Source organism: Caballeronia sp. EK (assembly GCF_014384845.1).
Lineage (GTDB): Bacteria > Pseudomonadota > Gammaproteobacteria > Burkholderiales > Burkholderiaceae > Caballeronia > Caballeronia jiangsuensis.
Window position 1 is genome coordinate 716,379 of sequence record NZ_JACSUE010000002.1, and the last position, 25,790, is coordinate 742,168.

19 protein-coding genes and 1 pseudogene are annotated in these 25,790 nt (G+C 60.9%); 9 read left to right on the forward strand and 11 right to left on the reverse strand.

Annotation, left to right across the window (positions count from 1 at the left end; genetic code table 11):
- Window positions 1-9 precede the first annotated feature (9 nt).
- Window positions 10-1,566 carry a phospholipase D family protein gene (locus tag IAG25_RS07730; RefSeq protein ID WP_187604319.1) on the forward strand — a complete coding sequence of 519 codons (1,557 nt, stop codon included), beginning with the start codon at window positions 10-12 and terminating at the stop codon, window positions 1,564-1,566.
- Between the two features lie 30 nt (window positions 1,567-1,596).
- On the opposite strand, the gene IAG25_RS07735 is transcribed toward IAG25_RS07730, so the two are convergent.
- From IAG25_RS07735 to IAG25_RS07750, 4 genes are all read right to left on the reverse strand, one after another.
- Window positions 1,597-2,574, reverse strand: a complete 978-nt coding sequence (locus tag IAG25_RS07735; RefSeq protein WP_187604320.1) for an aldo/keto reductase — start codon at window positions 2,572-2,574, stop codon at window positions 1,597-1,599.
- Between the two features lie 154 nt (window positions 2,575-2,728).
- Complete coding sequence (locus IAG25_RS07740; RefSeq protein ID WP_187604321.1) at window positions 2,729-3,625, reverse strand: transglutaminase family protein; 897 nt, start codon at window positions 3,623-3,625, stop codon at window positions 2,729-2,731.
- Window positions 3,622-6,246: a circularly permuted type 2 ATP-grasp protein gene (locus IAG25_RS07745; RefSeq protein ID WP_187604517.1), complete on the reverse strand. Its 2,625-nt coding sequence runs from the start codon at window positions 6,244-6,246 to the stop codon at window positions 3,622-3,624. Before IAG25_RS07745 ends, IAG25_RS07740 begins: the two co-directional genes overlap by 4 nt.
- 37 nt (window positions 6,247-6,283) lie before the next feature.
- Complete coding sequence (locus IAG25_RS07750; protein WP_187604322.1) at window positions 6,284-9,751, reverse strand: transglutaminase family protein; 3,468 nt, start codon at window positions 9,749-9,751, stop codon at window positions 6,284-6,286.
- Window positions 9,752-9,912: 161 nt separating this feature from the next.
- Here IAG25_RS07750 and IAG25_RS07755 point away from each other — a divergent pair, with 161 nt between their 5' ends.
- On the forward strand, window positions 9,913-10,992 hold the full coding sequence (locus IAG25_RS07755) for a zinc-binding metallopeptidase family protein (protein WP_187604323.1): 1,080 nt from the start codon (window positions 9,913-9,915) through the stop codon (window positions 10,990-10,992).
- Between the two features lie 10 nt (window positions 10,993-11,002).
- On the opposite strand, the gene IAG25_RS07760 is transcribed toward IAG25_RS07755, so the two are convergent.
- On the reverse strand, window positions 11,003-12,022 hold the full coding sequence (locus IAG25_RS07760) for an alpha-E domain-containing protein (protein WP_187604324.1): 1,020 nt from the start codon (window positions 12,020-12,022) through the stop codon (window positions 11,003-11,005).
- 61 nt (window positions 12,023-12,083) lie between these two features.
- Window positions 12,084-13,559, reverse strand: coding sequence for a circularly permuted type 2 ATP-grasp protein (locus IAG25_RS07765; protein ID WP_035505619.1), 1,476 nt, complete (start codon window positions 13,557-13,559; stop codon window positions 12,084-12,086).
- A gap of 430 nt (window positions 13,560-13,989) precedes the next feature.
- Here IAG25_RS07765 and IAG25_RS07770 point away from each other — a divergent pair, with 430 nt between their 5' ends.
- From IAG25_RS07770 to IAG25_RS07795, 6 genes and pseudogenes are all read left to right on the forward strand, one after another.
- The gene (locus IAG25_RS07770; protein ID WP_187604325.1) at window positions 13,990-14,697 is read left to right on the forward strand and encodes a YceH family protein; all 708 of its coding nucleotides are present in this window, start codon (window positions 13,990-13,992) and stop codon (window positions 14,695-14,697) included.
- A 3-nt stretch (window positions 14,698-14,700) separates the two neighbouring features.
- Window positions 14,701-15,411: pseudogene (gene mnmD / locus IAG25_RS07775) on the forward strand (tRNA (5-methylaminomethyl-2-thiouridine)(34)-methyltransferase MnmD); the annotation flags it as partial.
- 181 nt (window positions 15,412-15,592) lie between these two features.
- A complete protein-coding gene (locus IAG25_RS07780) occupies window positions 15,593-15,793 on the forward strand; it encodes a DUF3311 domain-containing protein (protein WP_035505628.1) in 201 nt (66 codons plus the stop codon).
- Window positions 15,790-17,256 carry a monocarboxylate uptake permease MctP gene (gene mctP / locus IAG25_RS07785; protein WP_187604327.1) on the forward strand — a complete coding sequence of 489 codons (1,467 nt, stop codon included), beginning with the start codon at window positions 15,790-15,792 and terminating at the stop codon, window positions 17,254-17,256. The genes IAG25_RS07780 and mctP overlap by 4 nt, the downstream gene beginning before the upstream one ends.
- 41 nt (window positions 17,257-17,297) lie before the next feature.
- Entirely contained in the window at window positions 17,298-18,257 is a 960-nt protein-coding gene (locus IAG25_RS07790; RefSeq protein WP_187604328.1) for an LLM class oxidoreductase, read from the forward strand.
- Between the two features lie 27 nt (window positions 18,258-18,284).
- Window positions 18,285-19,739: an amidase gene (locus tag IAG25_RS07795; protein WP_187604329.1), complete on the forward strand. Its 1,455-nt coding sequence runs from the start codon at window positions 18,285-18,287 to the stop codon at window positions 19,737-19,739.
- Window positions 19,740-19,751: 12 nt separating this feature from the next.
- Here IAG25_RS07795 and IAG25_RS07800 read toward each other — a convergent pair whose 3' ends face one another.
- Together IAG25_RS07800 and IAG25_RS07805 are read right to left on the reverse strand one after the other, a co-directional pair.
- Window positions 19,752-20,219: an H-NS histone family protein gene (locus tag IAG25_RS07800; protein WP_187604330.1), complete on the reverse strand. Its 468-nt coding sequence runs from the start codon at window positions 20,217-20,219 to the stop codon at window positions 19,752-19,754.
- 311 nt (window positions 20,220-20,530) lie between these two features.
- Complete coding sequence (locus IAG25_RS07805) at window positions 20,531-21,148, reverse strand: DUF3331 domain-containing protein (RefSeq protein WP_255503578.1); 618 nt, start codon at window positions 21,146-21,148, stop codon at window positions 20,531-20,533.
- Between the two features lie 265 nt (window positions 21,149-21,413).
- Here IAG25_RS07805 and IAG25_RS07810 point away from each other — a divergent pair, with 265 nt between their 5' ends.
- Window positions 21,414-21,683, forward strand: a complete 270-nt coding sequence (locus IAG25_RS07810) for a DUF1488 family protein (protein ID WP_035505640.1) — start codon at window positions 21,414-21,416, stop codon at window positions 21,681-21,683.
- Here the strand turns inward: IAG25_RS07810 and IAG25_RS07815 are convergent.
- From IAG25_RS07815 to IAG25_RS07825, 3 genes are read right to left on the reverse strand one after another with little or no spacing between them, the layout of a single operon-like run.
- Window positions 21,680-22,948, reverse strand: a complete 1,269-nt coding sequence (locus tag IAG25_RS07815) for a cytochrome c (RefSeq protein WP_187604331.1) — start codon at window positions 22,946-22,948, stop codon at window positions 21,680-21,682. The two genes, IAG25_RS07810 and IAG25_RS07815, sit on opposite strands and share 4 nt — an antisense overlap.
- 10 nt (window positions 22,949-22,958) lie before the next feature.
- The gene (locus tag IAG25_RS07820; RefSeq protein WP_187604332.1) at window positions 22,959-25,193 is read right to left on the reverse strand and encodes a xanthine dehydrogenase family protein molybdopterin-binding subunit; all 2,235 of its coding nucleotides are present in this window, start codon (window positions 25,191-25,193) and stop codon (window positions 22,959-22,961) included.
- A gap of 1 nt (window position 25,194) precedes the next feature.
- Window positions 25,195-25,650, reverse strand: a complete 456-nt coding sequence (locus IAG25_RS07825) for a (2Fe-2S)-binding protein (RefSeq protein ID WP_187604333.1) — start codon at window positions 25,648-25,650, stop codon at window positions 25,195-25,197.
- Between the last annotated feature and the right edge of the window lie 140 nt (window positions 25,651-25,790).

Genomic DNA, 25,790 nt, shown 5'->3' on the forward strand with positions numbered 1-25,790 from the left:
GGATGCACGATGAAACTTCGTACATGGTTCGCTGTTACGGCGATGCTGTTGATGTCGGCATGCGCGAGCCTTCCGCCGCAAACCGGACGCGTTGAAACACACGCCCTCACCGACACCGCGAACACGCGCCTCGGCACAGCCTTCGCCGCGAGCGAGGCCGCGCATCCCGGCGACAATGCGTTTCACTTGTTATCGGATGGCACGGATGCGCTCATCGCGCGCGTGATACTGAGCGAGACCGCCGATCGCACGCTCGATCTCCAGTACTACATCTGGCACGACGATCTGACGGGCCGCGAAATGGCTGCATCGATCATGCGTGCCGCCGATCGGGGCGTGCGCGTGCGCCTGTTGCTCGACGACCTCGGCACCAACGCCGACGATCAGATCCTGCTCGCGCTCGCATCGCATCCGAACGTGCAGGTGCGGCTCTTCAATCCGGTGGCGAATCGCACGTTCAAAAAACTGGGCTCGGCGGCCGAGTTCTTTCGCGTGAATCGTCGCATGCATAACAAGGCGCTCATCGCCGATAACCAGGCCGCGATTCTCGGCGGCCGCAATATCGGCGACGAGTACTTCGGCGCATCGAGCACGGTCGCGTTCGGCGATCTCGACGTGCTCGTGCACGGGCCTGTCGTGCCCGAGGTATCGACCGCATTCGATCTTTACTGGAACTCGGATGCGGCCTATCCGATCGATAACCTGATGCGACGTACCGCCGATCCCGACGCGCTTGCGGGTTATCGCGAGAAGCTCAATGCCTATCTGTTGTCGGAGACGCATTCGCCCTATGTGGCGCAAGTGCGTGCGCGCCTCGCGAGCGTGATCCAGCAGCGCGACGCCTCGTTTTCGTGGGGCAAGGCGACGCTGCTCTACGACGATCCCGCGAAGATCACGCGCGCGCCGGGCGACACCGAAGGCCATCTGATGTCGCAATTCAAGGCATTGAATCTCGATCCCGACAAGGACATGCTGATCGTGTCGCCCTATTTCGTGCCGCGCGAGGAAGGCGTGCGATGGCTGCGATCGATGACATCGCGCGGCGTGCGCGTCACCGTGCTCACGAATTCGCTCGCTGCCACCGATGTCGCCGCAGTGCATGCGGGCTATCAGCGCTATCGCAAGGACATGCTCGAAGCGGGCGTGCGCCTGTATGAGCTCAAGCCCGTCGCATCGACGGATAACGACAAGACCGTGAAGAAGTCCACGTTCGGATCGTCGAAGGCGTCGCTGCACGCGAAGACGTATGTGTTCGACCGCAAGCGCATCTTCATAGGCTCCATGAACCTCGATCCGCGTTCCGTGGAGTTGAATACGGAGATCGGCGTCTATTGCGAAAGCGCGGAGGCGGCCGAAGAAGTGGCGGGTGGCATCGGCGCGAATATCGATCGCATCGCGTGGCGTGTCGAATTGCTCGATGATGGCAACGGCGGCACGCGCATGGTGTGGATCGACACGGACGCCAACGGCAACACGACCCAGCTCGACAGCGAGCCGGGCGTGTCTGCGATGAAGCGCGCGGGCATCTGGATGCTGGGCATCCTGCCTATCGAATCGCAGTTGTGAGCCGCGCGCTTCCCGGCGTTCATCGCCGCTTCATTTGAAACCCGCGACCGCATGCGGCACATAGGGCGCTTCGAGTTGCGCGATCTCGTCGGACGTGAGATTGAGCGTCAACGCGGCGACTGCATCGCTCACGTGATTCGGCTTCGATGCCCCGATGATCGGCGCGCTCACCGGCGCCTTCTGCGCGACCCATGCGAGCGCCACTTGCGCACGCGGCACGCCGCGCGCCTTCGCCACCGCGGCCACGGCTTCGACCACCGCGCGATCGGCATCGTCCGTGCGATAGAGCGTGCTGCCGAATGCATCCGATTCCTGACGCGCGCTCGTCGCGTCCCATTCGCGCGTAAGACGTCCGCGTGCGAGCGGACTCCACGGCAACATGCCGATGCCCTGGTCCTTGCAAAGCGGGATCATCTCCCGCTCTTCCTCGCGATACAGCAGATTCAAATGATTCTGCATCGTCCTGAATTCGACCCAGCCGTTCGCGCGCGATGTGTAGAGCGCCTTGCTGAACTGCCACGCATACATCGATGACGCGCCGATATAACGCGCCTTGCCTGCCTTCACGACATCGTGCAGCGCTTCGAGCGTTTCCTCGATCGGCGTCCGGTAATCCCAGCGATGGATCTGAAAGAGATCGACGTAGTCGGTGCCGAGGCGCTTCAGGCTGTTGTCGATTTCGTTGAAGATCGCCTTGCGCGATAGCCCCATGCCATTCGGTCCGGGAGGCATGCGATTGAAGACTTTCGTCGCAATCACGATGTCGTCGCGTTTCGTGAAATCGCGCAGCGCGCGTCCGACGATTTCTTCCGACGTGCCGTCCGAATAGGTGTTGGCCGTATCGAAGAAATTGATGCCCGCTTCGAGCGCCTCCTTGATGAGTGGACGACTCTTTTCCTCATCGAGCGTCCACGGATGCGTGCCGCGATCGGGCACGCCGTAGGTCATGCAACCAAGACAGAGCCGCGACACATCGAGGCCGGTCGAACCCAGTTTCACGTATTCCATCGTGCGAAATCTCCTTGCAAAGCGAAAGGGTATGCGCAGGCGCGCTCGCGCATGAACGACGAAGCGTAAAACATTAACTCACTATCGCGCAGCCTGCTTTCTCGAACCCTGTCGGCCATGCGCGAAGATCGATGCATCGCGAGCGTATCGACCATCAAAGCGCCAGCACATTCACCGCCACATCCACATGATGCGCGCCACCGCCGAGAATCATCCCGCGCAATAACGACACGTCACTGTAATCACGCCCCGTCGCAAGCGTGACATGATCGAGGTCCGCGAGCACGTCATTGGTCGGATCGAGATCGATCCAACCGCTTTGCGGACAATGCACCGATACCCACGCATGCGATGCATCCGCGCCGATCAGACGCGCATGCCCCGGCGGCGGGTCGTTGCGCAAGTAGCCGCTCACGTAGCGTGCCGGCAGCCCGAGCGAACGCAGACAGCCGATCATCACTTGCGAGAAATCCTGACACACGCCATGACGCAATTCGAACGCGCGCGATGCGGGCGTATCGAACGCGGTGGCCGATGGCTTGTATTCGAAGTCCTCGTGAATGCGATGCATCAGGTCGATGGCGCCCGCAACGAGCGGCGTGCCCGCATCGAAACTCGCTTGCGCATAGGCGCGCAATGCATGATCGAGCGAAATATTAGGCGACGCATAACAAAACTCGCTCTCCGGATAGAACGACTCACCGGCCCGATAGAGCATGCGTTGCGCGACGGTTTCCCACGGCGGCGTGGCCTCTGCATCGAGCGCATTCCAGCGCGGCGTGAGCCGCACCGTGGTTTCGCTCGTCATCGAAAGACGCTCGTGCGGCGCGTCGAGCGAGAAGTACAGCACGTCGTTGCCGAATGCATCGACGCGGCTATGCACATAAGACGGCACCGGCTCGATGCGCTCCGTATGCGAAATCACCTGCTGCCACGGGCAATGCAACGGACGAATGGTCGCGAGATGCTGCGCGATTTCGACCGGCGTCGAATAGCGATAGGTCGTGCGATGCGTGACCGCGAGCACGGTATCGTTCATGCCGAGACTCATGACGACACCTGCGCGGAAAGCGTGTTCGCATGACTGAAGTAGCGCGCGCTCACTTCATTCGATGCCGCGAAAACCGATGCCACGAGCCTGTCGCATAGCGCGATCAACGCATCATGTAGGCCGTTCTCGTCCGTCTCGCACAGCGCGGTGAGATCCGGCAATGCATCGGCGTGAACGAGCAGGTCCGCGAAACGCGTCGCTTGTGCGCGGCGTGCGCCGCCCGCAGCGGCTGCGATCTCGTCGAGCTTCGTGCGCAGGCGCGCGTACACGCCATAGAGTCCGCGCGGATTGGTTTGATCCACCACGATCAGATCGATCAGCGCCGGCACTTCGAGCCTGCCCGGATAGAGCGAACGGTACGTGAGCGTACTGTCGAAGAGTTGCAGGAGCAGATCGAAGCCGGCAGGCGATGCGAGCGTGCCGCGCTCGGCGACCACGCGCAGAATCGTCGCCATCGTCGAGACGCGTTCGATGTGCCGCCCGATGAACAGTAGCCGCCACGCCTGGTCGCGCGTCATGCGATCGCCCTGCGCGCCGCTGATCGCGGACAGTTGCGTCGCGAGTTGTTCGAGTGCGCTCGCGAGCATCAGACGATCATAGTCGCGACCGATGCGCACCGTGCTTTCGTCAGGGGGATCGCTGAACACGAGGCGCGCGAGCGCATCGCGAAAATCGTTGCGCGACGCGAGAATCGTGCGCCAGTGATCCGTCGATAGCCGGTCGCGTATCTCGCCGCAAGCGCGGGCCTGATCCGCGAGATTGTTGCCGATGCTCGTCGCTCTGCCCGATTCCGGCAGCCCCGCGACGAGCACGCGCTCGAACGCTTGCGGCGTGCTGCGCGCGAGCGTATCGACCGATGGAATCAGCCCGCATTCCGACGCGAGTTCCACGAGTGTCGGGAAGAGCTCATCGGCGACGCTGCCATCGAGCATCCCGAGTAAAAGACGGCACACCCGCACGTTGTTTTCTGCGCGTTCGCCGTAACGCCCGGCCCAGAAGAGATTTTCCGCGGCGCGACTCGATACGATGCGATGCTTGCGCAAATCGCCCGGCTTCATCGGCGTGGGCAGCAACGAAACCGACCCTCCGGGCTGGCTCGACATCACCCAGGTATCGACGCTGCTGCCGCCGAATTGCATGGACACTGTCGCGCGCTTGTCGGCCGCGAGTCGTGTGAAGCCGCCCGGCATCACGCTCCAGCTTCCGTCGATGTTGGCGATCGCGTAGGCGCGCAGCACGCAGGGACGCGATCCGATCGCGCCATCGTGAAAGCGCGGCGCACTTGAGAACGGCAGATCCTCCTGCACCGTGAAGACATCGGGCGCGCGTTCGATGCGCTCGCGCCATGCCGCAATATCCTGGACGCCCGCATCGATGCCCGGCACGTGTTCGGCCTCAGGGCCCGGCCACGTCGGCGCAATGAACGCGCTGTCGACGCGCTCGAAGACCTCGCGGCGCGCGGCCTGCTCGCCGCACCACCATGTCGGCACGGTCGGCAATTCGAGTTCTTCGTCCAGCAATGCCTGCGCGATGCCCGGCAGAAATGCATTGAGCGCGGGCGATTCCGTGAAGCCCGCCCCCGGCATGTTCGACACCATCACATTGCCCGCGCGCATCACCTGCAACAGGCCGGGCACGCCGATCGTGGAATCGGCGCGCAATTCGACGGGATCGCAAAACGCATCGTCCAGGCGCCGCAAGACCGCATGCACGCGCGACAGGCCGGCGAGCGTCTTGAGATAGAGCTTGTCATGGCGAACCGTGAGATCCTTGCCTTCGACGAGCGTCACGCCGAGATAACGCGCGAGAAACACATGCTCGAAATAAGTTTCGCTGAACGGACCCGGGCTCAGCAACGCGATATGCGGCGCGTCGTTCGATGCATCGCTGCGGCCGTCTTCGTCATCGCGCATCGTCGCGCGCGCGGCTTGCGCGATGGTCGCGATGAGTTGCGAATAGGTCGCCGCAAGACGGCTCACGCGCATTGCACGAAACGGTTCGGCAAAAAGGCTCGCGACGATCATGCGATTTTCCAGCGCGTAGCCGAGCCCCGAAGGCACTTCCGTCCGATGTGCGACGACCGTCCACGCGCCGGATGGCGCACGCGCGAGATCCACCGCGACGATCTGCAGGAAGCGGCCGAAGGGCGGCATGAAACCCTTAACCGCGCGCAGATAGCCGGGGTGTCCGAACACGAGCGCGCTGGGCAATAGCCCGCGTTGCAACAGCGTCTGCGGGCCGTAGACATCCGCGACGATCGCTTCCATCAAGCGTGCGCGTTGCGCGACGCCGCGTTCGATCAACGCCCATTCTTCTTCATCGATGATGAGCGGCAAAAGATCCAGCGACCACGCACGCGGCTTGCCGTTGTCGGCATAAACGTTGTAGGTGATGTCGTTGTCGCGCACCTGCTGCGCGACGGCGCTTACACCATCGTCTAGCCGCGCGATGCCCTGCTCGCCGAGCAACTCGAAGAAGTGCCGCCACGGCTCGCGCAACTGGCCCGCCGTGTCGCGCAGTTCGTCCCAATGCCCTTCACGCGCGGGCAGCGTGCGCAGCAGCGCGAGCGCATCGATGCGCGCCGCGGCGGTATCGAAGGGTAAGGTCGATTGATAAGCCAATGTCGTCAATGTTCTTTATTCGAATGATGAATGCATTTCAACGATAGCGCAGGTCGAGCGTGAACGGGAATTCGAGGCTGCGTTTGCGGGCTTCGACGTGCATCGTGCCGGGCGTATGACCCGTCGCGAAGAAACGTGCGCGCCTGCGGCTTTCCGCTTCATACGCGTTGATCGGGAAGGTCTGATAGTTGCGCCCGCCCGGATGCGCGACGTGATACTGGCACCCGCCGATCGAGCGTCCCGTCCATGTATCGACGATATCGAAAGTGAGCGGCGCATGCGCCTCGATCGTAGGATGCAGCGACGCCGCCTGCGACCAAGCGCGAAAGCGCACGCCCGCGACGTATTCGCTTACGCGTCCAGTCGGTTGGAGCGGCAATGTCTCGCCGTTGACGGTCACGACATGTCTATTGCCGTTCAGCCCGAGCACGCGCACTTCGAGACGTTCGACGGACGAGTCCACGAAGCGCACCGTGCCACCGATGGCGCCTTCCTCGCCCATCACATGCCACGGTTCGAGCGCATTGCGAATCGTGAGCGCGATGCCGTTGGTATCGTATCCGCCGACCAACGGGAAACGGAATTCAAAGTGCGGTGCGAACCAGCTTTGCTCGAATGCGAAGCCCGCTTCGCGCAGTTCCGCGAGCACGTCATCGAAGTCCATCTGCACGAAGGTGCGGAGCATGAAGCGATCATGCAGTTCCGTGCCCCAGCGCGTGAGGCGCGCGGTATAGGGTGTGTCCCAGAATCGCGCGACGAGCGCGCGCAACAGCAATTGCTGCACGAGACTCATGCGTGCGTGCGGCGGCATCTCGAAGCCACGCAGTTCCAGCAAGCCGAGCCTGCCGGTCGGGCCATCGGGCGAATACAGCTTGTCGATGCAGAACTCCGCGCGATGCGTATTGCCCGTCACATCGATCAGGATATTGCGCAGAATGCGGTCGATGAGCCACGGCGGCACGGTCGCGCTGTCGCGGCCGCCGAGCAGATCGAGCTGACGCTGCAATTCGGCGAACGCGATCTCCAGTTCATAAACCTGATCGTTGCGCGCTTCGTCGACGCGTGGCGCCTGACTGGTCGGACCGATGAAGAGGCCCGAGAACAGCATCGACAACGAAGGATGGTTGTGCCAATAGCGGATCAGGCTCGCCAGCAGATCGGGACGGCGCAGAAAAGGACTGTCGGCAGGCGTCGCGCCACCGAGCACGAAGTGATTGCCGCCGCCGGTTCCGGTATGGCGGCCGTCGAGCATGAACTTCTCCGGGCTCAGATATGACTCGTGCGCCGCGTTATAGAGAAACTCCGTGTGTTCGACGAGATCGTTCCAGTTCGCCGCCGGATGAATATTCACCTCGATCACGCCAGGGTCGGGCGTCACCTGCAACATCTTGAGGCGCGCATCGCGCGGCGGCGGATAGCCCTCGACGATCACCGGAATCTTCAGATCGGCGGAGGTCGCTTCGACGGCAGTCAGAAGATCGAGATAGTCATCGAGCGAGGTAAGCGGCGGCATGAAGACATGCATGAGCTTGTTGCCGTTGCCGAGCTTCTTGAGTGCGTCGGCTTCCGCTTTGGGACCGGCCGCGCGCGAAGGATCGCGCGCTTCCACGCACAGCGCGATGCGTGCGATCCAGCCAGCCGATTCGCCTCGTTGCGGCTTGCGATCGCGCGACTCACTCGATGCGAGCGTACCCGATTCACCAGATTTACCCGATGCTCCCGCGCGCCCCGCCACGCTCGCATCGGCATTTTGCATACGCGATTCATTATCCAGATCCGCATATTGCATGCGTAATTCAGTAGCCGTGCGCAAAGGCGTGGACGGCGCGAACGGGTCGTGCGTGTGCTGCCACGGGTAATCGCCTTCCGAGACCCACGGCAGCGAGTCGAGCGGCACGCGGTATCCCATCGGCGAGTCGCCCGGAACCAGGTACATGCGCTCGTCGCGGAAGAACCACGGCCCGCTCACCCAGCGCGCCGGCTGCGCCCCTGCGCCTTCTTCACGCGCGATCGGCAATGCGTAGCCGGTGACAGACGGCAAACCCGCGTCGAACACACGACGCAGACGGGCGCGCTCCAGTTCGTCGCCGAGGCGCGAGTCGAACGGATCGACGTTCACCGGCAAGCGGCGCTCGCGCCACAGGTAGTACAACGTGTCCTCGTACCCCGGTTGAATGTATTTTGAATCCAAAGAAAGCTTGCCCGCGAGATGGTGCATGAAGCGCGCGGCGTCGTCCGACGTATATGAGGCCGGCTGACGTTCATCCGCGAAGAGCGCCGGATCGCGCCAGCACGGTTCGCCGTCCGCGCGCCAGAACAGCGACAGCGCCCAGCGCGGCAATTGCTCGCCCGGATACCACTTGCCCTGTCCGATATGCAGGAAGCCACGCGCGCCGTACTGCGCGCGCAGCTTGTCCATCAGCGAAACAGCGTAGGCGCGCTTGGTCGGGCCGAGCGCGTCGGTGTTCCATTCCGGCTCGTCGCGGTCGCGTACCGAGACGTAAGTCGGTTCGCCTCCCATCGTGAGGCGAACGTCCGATGCGCTCAATTGCGCATCGACCTGCTCGCCCATGCGCAGCACCGCGTTCCAGTCTTCCTCGCTGTACGGCTTCGTGACGCGCGGCGTTTCGCGCACACGCTCGATCGACATCGCGTGATCGAATTCGACTTCGCATTTTTCCACCGCGCCCGAGACCGGCGCAGCACTGTCCGGCTCCGGCGTGCACGCGACGGGAATATGTCCTTCACCCGCGAGCAGGCCGGACGTCGGATCGAAACCGATCCAGCCCGCGCCCGGCAGAAACACTTCGCACCATGCATGCAGATCGGTGAAGTCCACTTCGGTGCCGCTTGGACCATCGAGAGATTTGACATCGGGCGCGAGTTGCAGCAGATAACCCGACACGAAGCGCGCGGCCAGGCCGAGATGGCGCAGCGTCTCGACGAGCAGCCAGCCCGAATCGCGGCACGAGCCGGCCGCGCTTTCGAGCGTTTCTTCCGGTGTCTGCACACCCGGCTCCATGCGGATCAGATAACGAATCTCATGGGAAAGCCGCTGATTGAGCGCGACGAGGTAATCCATCGTGGCGAGCGGAGAGCGATCGATACTTTCGACGAATGCCGCAAAGCGCGGCGTCAGCTCACACTTCACCATGTAAGGCGCGAGATCGTGCAGCAACTCGGGCGCATACGCAAACGGAAACTTCTCGGCGGTCGGTTCGAGAAAGAAATCGAACGGGTTATACACGGCCATTTCGGCGACGAGATCGACCGTCACCTTGAATTCGCGCGTTTTCTCGGGGAAAACAAGGCGCGCCTGATAGTTCGCGAACGCGTCCTGCTGCCAGTTGATGAAATGGTCCTCGGGCTCGACGCGCATCGAATACGACACGATCGGCGTACGGCAATGCGGCGCGGGCCGCAAACGGACGACCTGCGGCGACAGACCGACGAGCCGGTCATAACGATAATGCGTGACATGGTTCAGTGCGACACGAATGGACACGCCGGACTCCTTTGTTCAATTGACGCCGTGCACGCAACGCGCGCTGCAACGCTTTTTCTGCTTGTCATGGAAAAACGGCCTTTTCGCGGCATGATGATTGCGTCTACACCGCCTACAGCGCGCACCGCACATCGCGCGATAACACTTCCACCGACCACACGATGAAGACCTTTCACTGCAACCGTTGCAACCAACTCGTTTTCTTCGAAAACACCCATTGCGAAAACTGCGGCGCGCGGCTCGGTTACGTGCCCGAGATCAATCAGATCAGCGCCTTCGAGGACACCGAAGACGGCCGCTGGCGCAGCCTTCATCCTCTTGCGAGTGATCTCTTCTACCGGCCGTGCCATAACTACGCGGTCGAAAATGTCTGCAACTGGGTTGTCCCCGCGCCCGACGCCAATACGCCCGATACCCTCGATACGCTCTGCTGCTCGTGCCAGTTGACGAGCACCATTCCGAACCTCTCGAATCCGGAGAATCGCGTCTACTGGTATCGCATCGAAGCCGCCAAGCGCCGCCTGCTGTACACCTTTGCGGAGCTGGGCCTGTCCGTGAAGTCGCGTCAGGAAGATCCCGAACGCGGCCTCGAATTTCAGTTTCTCGAAGGCGACGCGCAAGGTCACGGCGTGATGACGGGTCATAACAACGGCATCATCACGCTCAACATCGCCGAAGCCGACGACGCGCATCGAGAGAAAACACGCTCCGCGCTTCACGAGCCGTATCGCACATTGCTCGGTCATTTCCGCCATGAATCCGGGCATTACTTTTTCGATCGCCTGATCGGCGACACTGCGCGCATCGCGCCGTTTCGCACCGCATTCGGCGATGAACAAGCCGACTACGCCGCCGCGCTCGATCGTCATTACAAGGAAGGTCCGCCCGTTCAATGGGAAGACAACTTCATCAGCGCCTACGCCACGATGCATCCATGGGAAGACTGGGCGGAAACGTGGGCGCATTACCTGCATATCGTCGATACGCTCGACACCGCCGTTTCCTGCGGCCTCGTGCTCGTGCCCGATAGTCCGCACGAGCCCACGCTCACCGACCAGACACCGGTCGAGGAAACTACGTTCGATAACCTGATGAAACGCTGGTTTCCGCTCACTTATGTCCTGAACAGTTTGAATCGCAGTCTCGGCATGCCGGACGGATATCCCTTCACGCTTGCGCCGGCCGTCATCGACAAACTGCGCTTCGTGCATCGCGTCGTCGCGGCGGCGGCCAAGCGCTGAAGGCACGCGCTCAGCCTTTGCCTTGCGTCTGAGTTTGACTTTGAGTCTGGGTCTGGGCCTGCGTGGGCGGCTCGGGCTCCGGCTCCGGCGCGATCGGCAACAGAAACTCGCGGCTCACGCGGCCCGCGAGATCGTTCACGCGAGCGAGAAAGTCCACAAGGTAAGCGTGCAACCCGCCTCGGAGAATGTCGCGGATGCGCCCGTTCTTCAATTCCGCGCTCAGTTGCGCGGCGAGTCGCGTCGCTTCGGTATCGCGCCCTTTCGTCACCTGCCCGATAAGCTGCTCCGCTTCCGCGATGCTCGCTGCAAGCGAACGCGGCCAGTCGCCATAAAGAATCAGGAGGCCCGCAACGCGTTCCGGCGTAATGACATCGCGATAAACCCGCCGATACACCTCGAAGCCCGATACCGAGCCAAGTACTGCCACCCAGTGGTGATAATCGAACGGTTGTGCCGAAGTATCGGCGCGCTGTTCCATCATTTCGAACTTGACGTCGAGAATGCGCGCCGTATTGTCCGCGCGTTCGATGAAAGTCCCGAGACGCATGAAATAAAACGCGTCGTCCTTCACGAGCGTGCCGAGCTGAACCCCGCGCGACAGATGCGAGCGAAACTTCACCCACTCGAAGAAGGTATAAGGTTCGCGCTCAAGAATGCCGTCAGCGAGCATGCGCTGGCAGTCGAGCCAGGTCGTGTTGAGCGATTCCCATAACTCGCTATTGGTGGAACTGCGCACGGCTCGCGCATTCTCGCGCGCGGCCCGCAAACAACTGACGATCGATGAAGGATTCGATAAGTCGCGCGCCATGAAGTCGATCACTTCGCGGCTTTTCATGCCGTGGTGCGCAGCCGAATAGATGCCGCTCAATTCCGATATCGACAGCATCGCGCGCCAGCCGAGTTCCGCATATTCGTCGGACTGCGGCAAAAGCGAGAGCTGATAGTTCGCATCGAGCATCCGGGCAGTGTTTTCGGCGCGCTCGGTATAGCGCGCCATCCAGAAGAGATGATCCGCGGTACGGCTCAGCATGGGTGTTTCCGGTTGTTTGTCGTTGTCTTTAGTGGCGCCGCGTTTTCTTCAGAACTTTTCCTTAGCGCTCCAGTACCCACGTGTCCTTCGTGCCGCCGCCCTGCGATGAATTCACGACGAGCGAGCCTTCGCGCAACGCAACGCGCGTCAGACCGCCCGGGACCATGCGCACTTCGGTGCCCGACAGCACGAAGGGACGCAGGTCGATATGACGCGGCGCAATACCAGACTCGACATACGTCGGACATGTGGAGAGCGCGAGCGTCGGCTGCGCGATGTATTTCTCCGGATGCGCTTCTAGCACAGCACGAAACTCGGCGATTTGCGCGGTCGTCGATGCAGGCCCCACCAGCATTCCATAACCGCCCGCGCCATGCGTTTCCTTGACGACGAGTTCGGGCAAATGATCGAGGACGTACGCGAGATCGTCGGGCTTGCGACACATCCACGTCGGTACGTTGTTCAAGATCGGCTCTTCGCCGAGATAGAAACGCACCATGTCCGGCACGTAGGGATAGATCGATTTATCGTCCGCGATGCCGGTGCCCACCGCATTGCACAACGAGACATTGCCCGCGCGATACGCGCCAATCAATCCCGGCACGCCGAGCGCGGAATCCGGGCGGAACACCAGCGGATCGAGGAAGTCATCATCGACGCGGCGATAGATCACATCGACACGCTGCGGCCCCTGCGTGGTGCGCATATACAAGTAGTCGTTCTCCACGAAGAGATCCTGTCCTTCGACAAGCTCGACGCCCATCTGCTGCGCGAGAAACGCGTGCTCGAAATAGGCCGAGTTATACATGCCCGGCGTCATGACGACGATCGTCGGATTCTCGGCGGCGGCGGCTGGCGCGGACGCGCGCAAGGTGTCGAGCAGCAAGTCGGGGTAATGCGCGACCGGCGCAACGCGATTGCGCGCAAAGAGATCGGGAAAGAGCCGCATCATCATCTTGCGGTTTTCCAGCATGTACGACACGCCCGACGGAACGCGCAGGTTATCCTCGAGCACATAGAACTCGCCCTGTCCCGCGCGCACGATATCGATCCCTGCGATATGCGCATAGATATCGCGCGCGACATCGACGCCGCGCATCTGAGGACGATATTGCGCGTTGCCGAGTATCTGCGCCTCGGGAATGATGCCCGCGCGGATGATGTCCTGATCGTGATAGATGTCGTGGATGAAACGGTTGAGCGCGTTGACGCGCTGTCGCAAGCCGCGCTCCAATGAGCGCCATTCGTCGGCCGGAAAGATGCGGGGAATGACGTCGAAGGGAATCGTGCGCTCGGGAATGATGCCCGGAAGATCGCTCGTTCCATAGACCGCGAATGTGATGCCAACGCGTCTGAAGTTGAGATCCGCCTCCGCGCGCTTGATGTCGATCTGCTGCTCGCTTTGTGCGGCGAGCCAGTTCATGAAGTCGCGGTAGTGCGTGCGTGGATCGCCGACGCCGCGAAATGCCACTGCCGTCAGGCCGCGCGCCTCCAGATCGCTGCGCTCGAACATCTCGTTGAAGAATGCTTGCGTCATAGCCGGTCTTCCAAATGAAGTGCATGCCGGGGTGGCGGTTCCCGTCGCTCGTATTACTGGTTGCACTCGCGAAACGCTTGAAGAGCCAAAAGACGCGGCGTATCCGGCCTTCTGGATACGTCGATAGGCGACCTCGTAGCGCGATGCTCTCTTAAATTCTCACACCCTTAAGGGTGGAACATCGATTGCGCGGGCAGCCCAGTGCCGAATGAGAAAAAGCAACTTCAATGCCAATGATATGAGCGGGCCACCTCCTTGAATAAAGTACATCTGCGCCAGGCCTTTTTAACCGTTTGCACCAAAAAAGCGCATCGCGCAGGACGGTTGCACAGTCGAAGGTTGATTTTCATGCTGCATGACGGTGCGCGAAATACGGAAACCCTGTGTGGCGCCGGTATCATAGGCGTCTCATCGCACGTCAATCACGCCCATGAACACCCCTTCCGAAGCCGTACCCCGTCCCACTCTACGCGAACTTACGCCTCTCGAAGCACGCGTGCTCGGCGTGCTCGTCGAGAAACAGCATACCGTGCCGGACACATATCCTCTTTCGCTGAATTCCCTAACTTCGGGCTGCAATCAGAAGACCGCACGCGCGCCGGTGATGAACGTGAGCGAAGACGAGGTGTTGACGACCATCGATGGCCTGAAGCGCCTGAGCCTCGTTTTCGAAGGAAGCAGTAGCCGGGTGCCGCGCTTCGAACATAACGTGAATCGCGTGCTCGGCGTGCCGAGCCAGTCGGTTGCGCTGCTTGCAACCTTGTTCCTGCGCGGCCCGCAAACGGCAGCGGAACTGCGCGCGAACAGTGCGAGGCTGCATTCGTTTGCGGACATATCATCGGTCGAAAGCTTTCTCGACGAGTTAGCCGCCAACGATCCGCCGCGTGTCGTGAAGCTGTCACGCACGCCCGGTGAGCGCGAAAGCCGCTGGATGCATCTGTTATGCGGCGAAGTGAGCCTGGCCGACATCCCTTTGCGCGAAACGCCGGGCGGCGAATCCTTTTCGCTTTCCGAATTCGAAGCATTGAAGTCCGAGCAGAAACGCCTTACTCACGAAGTCGCGCAATTGCGCGCGATGGTTCAGCAAATGGCGAGTGAATTGGGTATTACGCTGAATCAATCGTCGTCCGGTGACTGAACGATGGATGAGCCGCTGAGCTCCGCGCCGCTCGTGTTTCGTGACGACGGAACGCCGTACTCACCGCGTCACGACGACATCTATCACAGCGCGGCAGGCGCGCTCGCTCAGGCGCGCCATGTTTTTCTTGACGGCAATGGCCTGCCCGCGCGCTGGCGCAAAAAGTCGCGCTTCACCGTGGTCGAGACGGGCTTCGGCATGGGCGTCAACTTCCTTGCGACATGGGCGGCATGGCGTGACGATCCACAACGCTCGCCGGCACTGGAATTCGTGTCGGTAGAGAAGCATCCATTCAGCGCAAACGATTTGCGCGCCGCGCATGCGGCGATCATCGACGACACCGCTATCGCGCAGCTCGCCGATGCGCTTGCTTCAGCATGGCCGCCGCTCGAAGCCGGCGTGCATCGGCTGGCATTCCTCGCTGGCGCGGTCACGTTGACACTCGCTTTCGGCGATGCCGGCACGCTCTTGCCGCATCTCGCCGACCACGGCCTTTCAGCGGACGCCATCTATCTCGACGGTTTCGCGCCAGCCAGGAACCCCGATATGTGGACGCCCGCCATCTTCGCGTCGCTGGCACGCATCGCCAGAGAAGATGCGACATTCGCGACCTATACCAGCGCGGGCCTCGTCAAACGCGCGCTCAGGGATAACGGATTCGACTATCTCAAGGTCGCAGGCTTCGGCGGCAAGCGCGCAATGCTTGTCGGCAAGCGAGTTCAATCTCGATCGGTTATTGATTCGTAAGCGTTGATCGTGTTTTTGTGAAAGCACGATAACTTCTCCCTCCATTTATCGGTCGGGCAACAAAGCGCAATAAGTTGGATAATGCGCAGCCTTAGCGGCGCGGCCCTTGCTCGCATCCTGTCAGCGCTGATTCATGAGGAGATAGGCTTTGGAATCCAACAACGATACGCCCGGCAGCCCGTGGCTCTGGGTCGTGCTATTGATACCCTACGTCGCCCTGCTCTGGCTGCCGTTCTATAACGACACGCGCCCTTCACTCGCGGGATTCCCGTTCTTCTACTGGTATCAGTTTTTGTGGGTGCCGCTCACGTCGCTCCTGCTTTATGTCGTGTACAGGGGCCTGAAATGAACGATCTCACACCGGTCGATCCGGTTGCGATGACGATCTTCATCGCGTTCTTTGCGCTCGTGACCGTCGTGGGCTTCTTTGCCGCGCGATGGAAGCGCGGCGATCTCACGCAGCTTCACGAATGGGGCCTGGGCGGCCGCCAGTTCGGCGTGTTGATTTCATGGTTTCTCGTAGGCGGCGATTTCTATACCGCCTATACCGTGATTGCCGTGCCGGCGCTCGTCTATTCGGTGGGCGCGTATGGCTTTTTCGCGCTGCCTTACACGATCATCGTCTATCCGTTCGTATTCGCGGTGATGCCGAAGTTGTGGAAGATCGCGCATGCGAAGAACCACATCACCGGCGCCGATTACGTGCAGGGTGAATACGGCGGCAAGTGGTTTCCGGCGGCGGTGGCGGTCACGGGCATCGTTGCGACGATGCCTTATATCGCGCTGCAACTCGTCGGTATGCAAGTGGTGATCAAGGGTCTCGGCGTGACGGGCGAACTGCCGCTCATCATTGCATTCGTGATTCTCGCGCTCTATACCTATACGAGCGGTCTGCGCGCGCCCGCGATGATAGCCTTCGTGAAAGACATCATGATCTATATCGTCGTGATCGCGGCGATATGGCTCATTCCTGTGAAGCTCGGCGGCTATGCGCACGTGTTCGACGCGGCCGATCAATACTTCAAGGCGAAAGGCGGTCCGACGGGCATTATCCTCCAGCCGGGTCAATTCACGGCGTATGCATCGCTCGCGCTCGGTTCTGCGCTCGCCGCCTTCATGTATCCGCATACGATGACCGCGGTGCTCTCGTCTTCGTCTGCGGCGACCGTGCGCAAGAACGCCATCTTTCTGCCCGCCTATACGCTGTTGCTCGGGCTGATCGCGCTGCTCGGCTATATGGCGATCGCGGCGGGCGTGCATGTGAAGTCGGCATCGGATGTCGTGCCGGTCTTGTTCGGCACGTTGTTTCCATCGTGGTTCGTGGGCTTCGCGGCTGCGGCCATCGCGATCAGCGCGCTCGTGCCGGCGGCGATCATGTCGATCGGCGCGGCGAATCTGTTCACGCGCAACTTGTGGCGTCCGCTCGTTTCGCCCGACATGTCGTCCGCGGCCGAAGCATCGACTGCGAAGCTCGTGTCGCTCGTCGTCAAGTTCGGCGCGTTGCTGTTCATCGTGTTCCTTCCGACGCAATATGCAATCGACCTGCAGTTGCTCGCCGGCGTGTGGATTCTGCAAATCTTCCCGGCCATCGTGTTCACGCTCTTCACGCGCAGGCTCACGACGCCCGGCCTTTTTCTCGGCTGGCTGTTCGGTATCGTTTTAGGCACGGGCCTCGCGATCTCGCAAGGACTCAAGCCGGTCTATGTCATGCATCTCGGTGACGCTTCATGGCCGGTCTACATCGGCCTGATTGCACTCGTCGTGAATATCGTCGTGACGTATGTCGTTTCGCTGGTCACACGACGCCAGTGATACCATCGGCGTCAAGACCTTTCCTTGACGCAATGCGTGTCATGACCGCAAGTGAAAACACTCTGGCCTCGTCTTCCATCGCGAATGCAGTATTCGCGCAAGACAAGCTTTCCATCGGCATAACATTGCCGATCACACGCGACAACGAAAGCATCGTTGACTTCAACGAGCAGATGGCAATCGCGCGACTCGCCGACCAACTCGGCTTTCGCGCGCTCTGGGTTCGCGATGTTCCGCTCAATAGCATCGACTATCCCGACCCGGTCGGACATCTCGATCCGTGGGTCATGCTCGGCGCGCTTGCATCGAATACGGAGCGCATCGCGCTGATCAGCGGCGCGATCGTGTTGACGCTCAGACATCCGCTTCATGTCGCGAAGGGTGCGATCTCCGTAAGCGAGCTCTCGCGGGGACGTTTCATTCTCGGCGTGGGTTCGGGCGACCGTCCGCCGGAATATGCAGCGTTCGGCCGCGATCCCGATGAACGACGCGATCTGTATCGACAGCATTGGGCCACACTCGCCGCAGCCGTTACCGTGCCCTCTCGCGTCATTCCGGACCACGCACCCGAAGGCGCGCCCGAGTTCTATCTCCTGCCTCGACAGAACGCTTCCATTCCGATGCTGGCCGTCGGTTCCGGCGGTCAGAGCGTCGACTGGATCGCACGTCATTCGCTTGGCTGGATGACTTATCATCGCGAACCGCAAGCGCAGCGCGGCCGATACAGCATGTGGCGCGCAGCAGTCGATCGCGCGGCGTCCGGGGCCTTTCGCGCGTTTGGCGTCGCAATGCGGCTCGATCTCGGCAGCGATGCCAACGAGCCCGCAACCGATATTTCCCTCGGATATCGCACCGGGCGTCGCGCGCTCGTGGCGCTTTTGCACGAGATGCGCGAGAGCGGTACACATCACGTGACGCTCAACATCGCATCGGAACGACGACCTGCACGCGGTATCATCGAAGAAGTCGCCGCCTATGTGCTTCCCGAGTTTCATCGCTGAATCCGTCCTCTCATTCACGACAAAACCATGACCGCCTCATCGCCCGACGACGATATCGTTTCACTCGACGCCATCGCGCTCTCGCAAGCGATTCAAACACGCGATGTCTCGTGCGTCGAAGTATTGAACGCATATCTCGCGCACATCGATCGCATCAATCCCGCGGTCAATGCGATCGTCGCGATGCAGGATCGCGCTGTCCTGCACACGCTCGCCACCGAACGCGATACGCAGTTATCCAGAGGCGAAAACCTCGGACCTCTGCACGGCTTTCCACAGGCTCCCAAGGACATCCTGCCCGTCGCCGGAATGGTCACGACGAAGGGCTCGCCTATATTTGCAAACGAAATCACGCGGGTCGATGCGGTCGTATTCGAACGCATGCGCAAGGCAGGCGCGATATTTATCGGCCGCACGAATTCGCCGGAGTTCGGCCTGGGCGGACACACCTATAACCCGGTGTACGGCACCACGCGCAACGCGTTCGAACAATCGCGCTCCGCTGGCGGCAGCAGCGGCGGCGCGGCCGTCTCGGTCGCACTGCGCATGCTGCCGTGCGCGGATGGCTCCGACATGATGGGTTCTTTGCGCACGCCCGCCGCGTTCAATAACGTCTTCGGCTTTCGCACGACACCGGGATGCGTGCCTTATGCGCCAAGCGACGACGTGTTCTTTCAGCAATTCAGCGTCGCCGGCCCGATCGCGCGAAACATTCCCGATCTTGGGTTGTTATTGTCGGTGCAGGCGGGCTTCGATGCGCGCGCGCCGCTGTCCCGCAGAAGCGACAAGCCCGCCGATTTCGCGAACGCGCTCGATCGCGATATGCGCGGCACGCGCATCGGCTGGCTAGGCAACCTGAATGGACATCTGCCGATGGAAGCAGGCTTGATGGACACGTATGCATCGGCGCTGCATCACTTCGAAACAGTGGGCTGCACCATCGAGACGGCCAGGATTGATTTCGATCTCGATCGTCTCTGGAATGCATGGCTCGATCTGCGCAGCCTCACTTTCTCCGGCACCAACGCGCCGCTCTATCGTGACGCCGCAAAGCGCAAGCTGCTCAAACCCGAAGCGGTGTGGGAAATAGAACGAGGTCTGAAGTTATCGGGAGAAGATGTTTCGCGCGCAATTCGCGAGCGTGCCGCATGGTATCAGGCGATCAATGCGCTATTCGATAACTTCGACTATCTGTTGCTGCCATCGGCTCAGGTCTTTCCTTTCGACGCGGAACTGGACTGGCCGCATGCCATCGCTGGCCGCGAGATGGATAGCTATCATCGCTGGATGGAAGCTGTCGTTCCAGCGACGATGGCATCGCTGCCCGCGTTGAGCGCACCGGCCGGCTTTGGCCCCGGAGGCTTGCCGGCCGGATTGCAGATCATCGGTCCGACACAAGGCGATCTGGGCGTGCTGCAACTCGGGCTCGCTTACGATCGCGCAAGCGGATTCTCAAGCGCGCGCAGTCCCTTGCTTGGCTAAAGCACGTAACGCTCAGGCCGCAGTGCTCTGCGCGCTCTTGCGCGAAGTTCTCTTCCCGGCAGGTCGGCCCGGTCGCTTCGGCGTCGAAGTGCGTGTTGTCGATGCCGCACGCCCCCGCCGCGCGGCTTTCTTCGCAGCATCGATCAGATAGGCGCTGCGGTCGGGCGCGTCCTTGATCCATGCCGGCGGACGCGCATGACCACTCCAGGTCGCGCCCGATACCGGATCGCGATACTTCGGTGGAAGTTTGGATTTGACCGCGCCATTCTTTGAAGCAGCCGATTTCTTTGAACCAGCCGGACGGCCGCGCTGTTTCATCGTTCCCAGGCCGGCTTTGGCCAGATCTGCTGTGGTCAAGCCAAATTCATCCATCATTGCCCGGATCTTGGCGATCACTTCGACCGACTCTTTTGCCCGCAATGCATCCGCGCGCTGCTGCAATTTCCGAATCTGGTTTTCCAATTGCGCCAATGTAGCCATGTCCCCTCCCGGATCGTTGCGTTGTGGATCACGAGGCGTTTGTCTAATAAGTACCCTTGACGCCCGATTTCCGTCACAAGCAGATCTTATATGGATAACGGCGATGCTAAGCACTCTTGTGAAAAGATTGCTTTTCAATACTTCTATTCTGATGCGCCGCATATCATAAGCGCGTCACTTGCGCGCTTGCGGGACATGGAGCTTGATCGATTTCTCTGTCGCGCGCTCGTCATACGATTGGTGACTCGCGCGGACCATGCAAGCGACAAAAACGCGTGCGTTGCGCACGCGTCATGCCGGGTTGAAATCGATCACTCGGAAACGACGCCTGATTCCTGTTCGGCCGGTGTCAGTGCAAGCGCCAGAATCATCGCGCCACTATTGAGCGGCACTGAACTGCCGACACGCCTCGGCCTATAGACCGGTTGTCCGCGCCTGATTGCCTGCCCGCTCAATGCACATGTTCCGCGCTTGCGGGCGGTGCAAAGCGCCCAGACCTGCTCCGAGTAGTTGAACGACGTGGGATCGTGCCATGAGAGCGCCAGCGTCGATTCGCTCAGACGCTCCAGCACGCGAATATTGACGCAATGCTCTTCGGCGGGCCCGAAGCATGCGCTCTTGCCCGGCACGTTGCGCACGAGCGACCGTGTCATCAGCGCGAGCTTCTCATTTGCTTCCGTTGGGCGGCTCGCACGGCTGTCGAGCATTGCCAGAGTACGGCTCCAGGGATCCATCAACGATGGATGCTTCATGTTCCGCTCCTGCTGGCGGCAAGTCCACCGCGACGAAAGTCGGGAGACGTTGCCGGTGGAGTTCCGGGGAATGCGCCGCACGACCCGCTTCCTGAGCCGGTATGCCGCGCCGCTTCGGATGATCGTTCCTAGAGTAGTACACCTGAGCATGCTTTTGTTTTCATTTTTCTTGGACATAGTTCGATATGCACGCCGGCTTTGACATTTGGGATTGGCGTGACATGGTGCGCCCGGGCGGGTGCAACCCGGACTACTCAGCGGCTATTTAACGTGAAATCGGCATGAACGAACGTTCGCTTAAATCATCTGATGTTATCTATGCCGCGTGCGCATTGCGCCTGCTTCTGGCCGTTTGCGCACGTTTCGCGCTGAATCGAGGATGCGCGAACTCGCAGATTTCTGACACAATAAAACCAGCGAACCGCATTTCTTCTGTCGGAACATGACAAGCAAGCTCTCGATCCATGCCACGATCTCGGCAGACCGCGCCTCGGTAAGCTTTGTCGCGTTCTCTCGCGAGCAGGCTATTCAGTGCAACATCACGCGCAAGGCATTGGAGCAGTGCTTCTGGGCGCCGGCCGGTGCCAGCGATGAGCGCCTGTTAAAGGCGCTCAGCGACGGCTACGAACGGATCAGCGCTCGCGTGCATCGAAAGTTTCTCGCTCATCCATCCAGTTCGATTCATCTGGATGTCATCGATTTTTCTTCTTAGCGCGCTGCCTGCGTCGCCTTGCGCATCTTCGCCACGTCCTCGGTTGGGACCGCTGTTGTGTTGTTGTTCCAGGCGCCGCGAATGAAGGTCAGCACATCGGCGACTTGCTGATCGCTCAGCACCGGCGCATAACGAGGCATCGGATACGGTGCGGGTACGCCATTCAGCACGAGATCGCCGGTACCGTTCAGCGTGACGTTGATGAGCGAAGACGGGTCTTTTTCCAGCACGTTCGGATTACCCGCAAGCGGTGCGAGCATCGGCGCGAAGCCGCGGCCGTCTACGCCATGACAATGCATGCAATAGGCCGTGTAGACGCGCGCACCCGAGTCCGTCGCGGCCGGGCGTGTCAATGACACTTTGGTGGCTTTCGGATCATATGAATACTGCGCGCCGCCATTCCCGCCCGATGCCGGCAATGATTTCAGGTACCGCGCCATTGCGTTGACATCGGCGTCGCTTAGTCCTTGCGTGCTGTTATTGATCACGCTCGTCATCGAGCCGAATGCCGACGCATGAACATTCGCGCCCGTCTTTAGAAAAGTCGCGACATCCTTTTCGGACCAGCGTCCGAGTCCCGTATTGTGTTCGCCCGTTAGATTGGAAGCGAACCAGTTATCGAGCAAGCCGCCCGTCAAATATGCGCTGCTGCTTTCGTCCAGTCCTTTTTCCTGAAACGCGATGCCGCGCGGGGTATGACACGATCCGCAATGTCCGAGGCCTTGAATCAGATAAGCGCCGCGATTCCACGCTACATCCTGGCCTGCCTTGCTTCGATAAACGCCTTTGTCGAGAAACACCACGTTCCAGAGTTTCAACGGCCAGCGCATATTGAGCGGCCATTTGATATCCGGCTCGCGATTCACCTGCTTGACAGCCGTGACGCCATGCATGAAATAAGCATAGAGGGCATGCATGTCCTCATCGTTGATCTTTGCATAAGACGGATAGGGCATCGCCGGATAAAGATTGTGGCCGTCCTTGGCCACGCCCTCACGCAATGCCCGCGCGAAATCCTCTTCCGTGTAGCGGCCGATTCCTGTGTCCGGATCGGGCGTGATATTGGTCGTGTAGATCGCGCCCAATGGCGTCGTCATCGGCAAGCCGCCCGCAAGTGGCTTGCCGCGCGGCGCCGAATGGCACGCGACGCAATCGCCCGCCCTGGCGAGATACGCGCCACGCGCGACCAGCGCATCGTCGGCCGCGTGGGCCGAAGCCGTGAATGCGAACAACGCCGCAATCAGAGGCTTGAATGCATTTCTCATGACAGCCTCCTCAAGCGCTTTGCAATTGATTGCCTACCGGTAACTGCCTTATCCGCTTGCCTGTCGCTGCATGGATCGCATTGGTGATAGCCGGCGCGAGCGCCGCTGTGCCAGGTTCGCCAATGCCGCCCGGCGCTTCCGTGCTCTTTACGATATGCACTTCCACCGGCGGCGTTTCGTGAATGCGCAGCATTCGATAATCGGTGAAATTGCTTTGCTCGACGCGCCCGTCCTTGATCGTGATTTCGCTATAAAGCGCAGCCGTGATGCCGAAGATGATGCCGCCCTGCACTTGCGCTTCGACTGTATTGGGATTCACGACCATGCCGCAATCCACCGCACATACAATACGGTTCACCTTCACCGCGCCGTCCTTGTCGACCGTGACATCCGCAACGATCGAGAAGAAGCTGCCGAACGCATGCATGACCGACACGCCGCGCCCTTGTCCTTGCGGAACCGATTGCTTTCCCCAGGCGGCCGCCTGTGTCGCGACGTCGAGCACGTTACGCGCACGCGGCGACTTGCCGAGCAGAGCACGTCTGTATTCGACGGGGTCCGCTTTTGCCTGAACCGCAAGTTCATCGATAAAGCTTTCGACGACGAAAGTACCGCGCGTCGGTCCCACGCCGCGCCAGAATGCGGTGGGCACGTCATGCGGTTCGAGCCGCACGTAATCGACGAGCTGGTTGGGCAAATCATAGGGAAGATCGGATGCCACTTCGACCGCGTCGGGATCGACACCGTCCTTGACAGCCGGCGGCGCAAAACGCGCGAGCACCGATGACCCGACGATGCGATGCGTCCACGCGACCGGCTTGCCGTTCGCATCGAGTCCCGCGGATAGCTTGTCGTAGTAGCACGGCCGATACATGTCGTGCTGAATGTCTTCCTCACGCGACCATGTCACCTTGACGGGCACGCCGAGCGCCTTGCCGATCTTGAGCGCTTGCGTGGCCATGTCGAATTCGAGCCGCCTGCCGAAGCCGCCGCCAAGCAGATGGTTATGCACGACGATCTTGTCGGCGGGCAAGCCGGTCGCTTTCATTCCGGCATCGCGAATACGCGTAGGCACTTGCGTGCCGAGCCAGATATCGCAACCATCGGGGCGTACATGCACGGTGCAGTTGATCGGCTCCATCGTCGCATGCGCGAGAAAAGGCTGGACGTAGACGGCGTCGACACGCGTCTTCGCCTTTGAAAACGCGTCGTTTACGTCGCCTTCCTTGCGCGCGACAGCGCCCGTGCGTTGCGATGCATTCGCCATGTCATCGACGATCTGCTTCGTCGATACGCCAGCGCTCGGCCCTTCGTTCCATTGAATCTGCAATGCGGCGGCGCCTCGCTTGGCAGCCCACGTATGGTCGCCGATCACCGCGACGCCATTGTCGAATTTCACTACCTGACGCACGCCGGGAATCTTTTTCGCGTTGCTATCGTCGACCGATGCGAGCGTGCCGCCGAATACAGGGCAATTCACGATAGCCGCATAGAGCATGTCGGGCAATCGCACGTCGAGACCGAACATCGCGGTGCCGTCGACTTTCTCCGGCGAATCGAGACGTCTGACCGGCGTGCCGATTATCTTGAAGCTATTCGCATCTTTTAGCTTGATGTCTTGCGGCACCGGCAATTTCGCGGCCGCTTCGGCGAGATCGGCATAACTCGCGCTACGATCGCCCGACGCATGCATCACCTTGCCGCCCTGCGCCACGCAAGACGACGGATCGCATTGCCATTGCTGCGCCGCAGCCGCGACAAGCATCATGCGCGCGGCCGCACCCGCACGGCGCAACGGCTCCCATGCATAGCGCACGGAAGTCGAGCCGCCCGTCAACTGGCCGCCCAATAGCGGGTCTGTGAAAAGCTTTTCGTTGGGCGGTGCATGATCGATCGTGACGCTATCGAGCGGCACGTCGAGTTCCTCGGCGATCAACATGGGCAACGCGGTATAAACGCCCTGACCCATTTCGACCTTCGGCATGATCAGCACGATCTTGCCGCTCTTGTCGATCTGCACGAAAGCATTCGGCGCGAATACGCCGTCTTGCGGAGACTCGACGCCATCGCCGCCTATCACCGACTTGCCCTTGTTCTGATCCTGGCTCGCGGCCGGAAGGCTGAAGCCGATCAGCAATCCGCCGCTTGCGGCGACACTCGCCGTCACACCGAACTTCAGAAACGCGCGACGCGAGAACCCCGCGCGCGCCGCATGACGTCCCGCTTCAATCAATCCTTGCGACATGTCACGCCTCCTTCGCGGCTTGCTTGATGGCCGCGCGGATGCGGTGATAGGTGCCGCAGCGGCAGATATTGCCCGCCATTGCGGCATCGATATCGGAATCGTTGGGATCGGGAACGGTCGTGAGCAATGCCGCCGCGGACATGACTTGTCCGGACTGGCAATAACCGCACTGCACGACATCGAGCCGACGCCATGCTTCTTGCACTTTCTTGCCGGCAGGCGTGTCGCCGACCGCTTCGATCGTCGTCACCTTGCGATCGCCGACCGCCGCGACCGGCAACACGCATGAACGAACGGCGACGCCGTCGAGATGAACGGTGCACGCGCCGCATTGCGCGATGCCGCAGCCGAACTTGGTGCCTGTCAGTCCCACGATGTCGCGCAATACCCAAAGTAGCGGCATGTCGGGCGGCGCATCGACCGTATGGTTCTGGCCGTTGATGGAAAGCGTAGTCATGAGCGGCTCCGGCTTATAAGGTTTTGGCGGATATCGCAGATGGCCGACTGCGTGGGGCGGCAGTCGGTTTTCAGGCATCCGGATTGTAGCGCCGACTAAAAAATCAGGCTTGGATGGCGGCGCGCTCACGGATAACTTTG

What these genes read in the sequence shown, in the direction of transcription:
- IAG25_RS07730 (WP_187604319.1), top strand. Translation starts at nt 10, where the DNA reads ATGAAACTTCGTACATGGTTCGCTGTTACGGCGATGCTGTTGATGTCG.
- IAG25_RS07735 (WP_187604320.1), bottom strand. Translation starts at nt 2,574, where the DNA reads ATGGAATACGTGAAACTGGGTTCGACCGGCCTCGATGTGTCGCGGCTC.
- IAG25_RS07740 (WP_187604321.1), bottom strand. Translation starts at nt 3,625, where the DNA reads ATGAGTCTCGGCATGAACGATACCGTGCTCGCGGTCACGCATCGCACG.
- IAG25_RS07755 (WP_187604323.1), top strand. Translation starts at nt 9,913, where the DNA reads ATGAAGACCTTTCACTGCAACCGTTGCAACCAACTCGTTTTCTTCGAA.
- IAG25_RS07760 (WP_187604324.1), bottom strand. Translation starts at nt 12,022, where the DNA reads ATGCTGAGCCGTACCGCGGATCATCTCTTCTGGATGGCGCGCTATACC.
- IAG25_RS07765 (WP_035505619.1), bottom strand. Translation starts at nt 13,559, where the DNA reads ATGACGCAAGCATTCTTCAACGAGATGTTCGAGCGCAGCGATCTGGAG.
- IAG25_RS07770 (WP_187604325.1), top strand. Translation starts at nt 13,990, where the DNA reads ATGAACACCCCTTCCGAAGCCGTACCCCGTCCCACTCTACGCGAACTT.
- mctP (WP_187604327.1), top strand. Translation starts at nt 15,790, where the DNA reads ATGAACGATCTCACACCGGTCGATCCGGTTGCGATGACGATCTTCATC.
- IAG25_RS07790 (WP_187604328.1), top strand. Translation starts at nt 17,298, where the DNA reads ATGACCGCAAGTGAAAACACTCTGGCCTCGTCTTCCATCGCGAATGCA.
- IAG25_RS07795 (WP_187604329.1), top strand. Translation starts at nt 18,285, where the DNA reads ATGACCGCCTCATCGCCCGACGACGATATCGTTTCACTCGACGCCATC.
- IAG25_RS07800 (WP_187604330.1), bottom strand. Translation starts at nt 20,219, where the DNA reads ATGGCTACATTGGCGCAATTGGAAAACCAGATTCGGAAATTGCAGCAG.
- IAG25_RS07805 (WP_255503578.1), bottom strand. Translation starts at nt 21,148, where the DNA reads ATGTCCAAGAAAAATGAAAACAAAAGCATGCTCAGGTGTACTACTCTA.
- IAG25_RS07810 (WP_035505640.1), top strand. Translation starts at nt 21,414, where the DNA reads ATGACAAGCAAGCTCTCGATCCATGCCACGATCTCGGCAGACCGCGCC.
- IAG25_RS07815 (WP_187604331.1), bottom strand. Translation starts at nt 22,948, where the DNA reads ATGAGAAATGCATTCAAGCCTCTGATTGCGGCGTTGTTCGCATTCACG.
- IAG25_RS07820 (WP_187604332.1), bottom strand. Translation starts at nt 25,193, where the DNA reads ATGTCGCAAGGATTGATTGAAGCGGGACGTCATGCGGCGCGCGCGGGG.
- IAG25_RS07825 (WP_187604333.1), bottom strand. Translation starts at nt 25,650, where the DNA reads ATGACTACGCTTTCCATCAACGGCCAGAACCATACGGTCGATGCGCCG.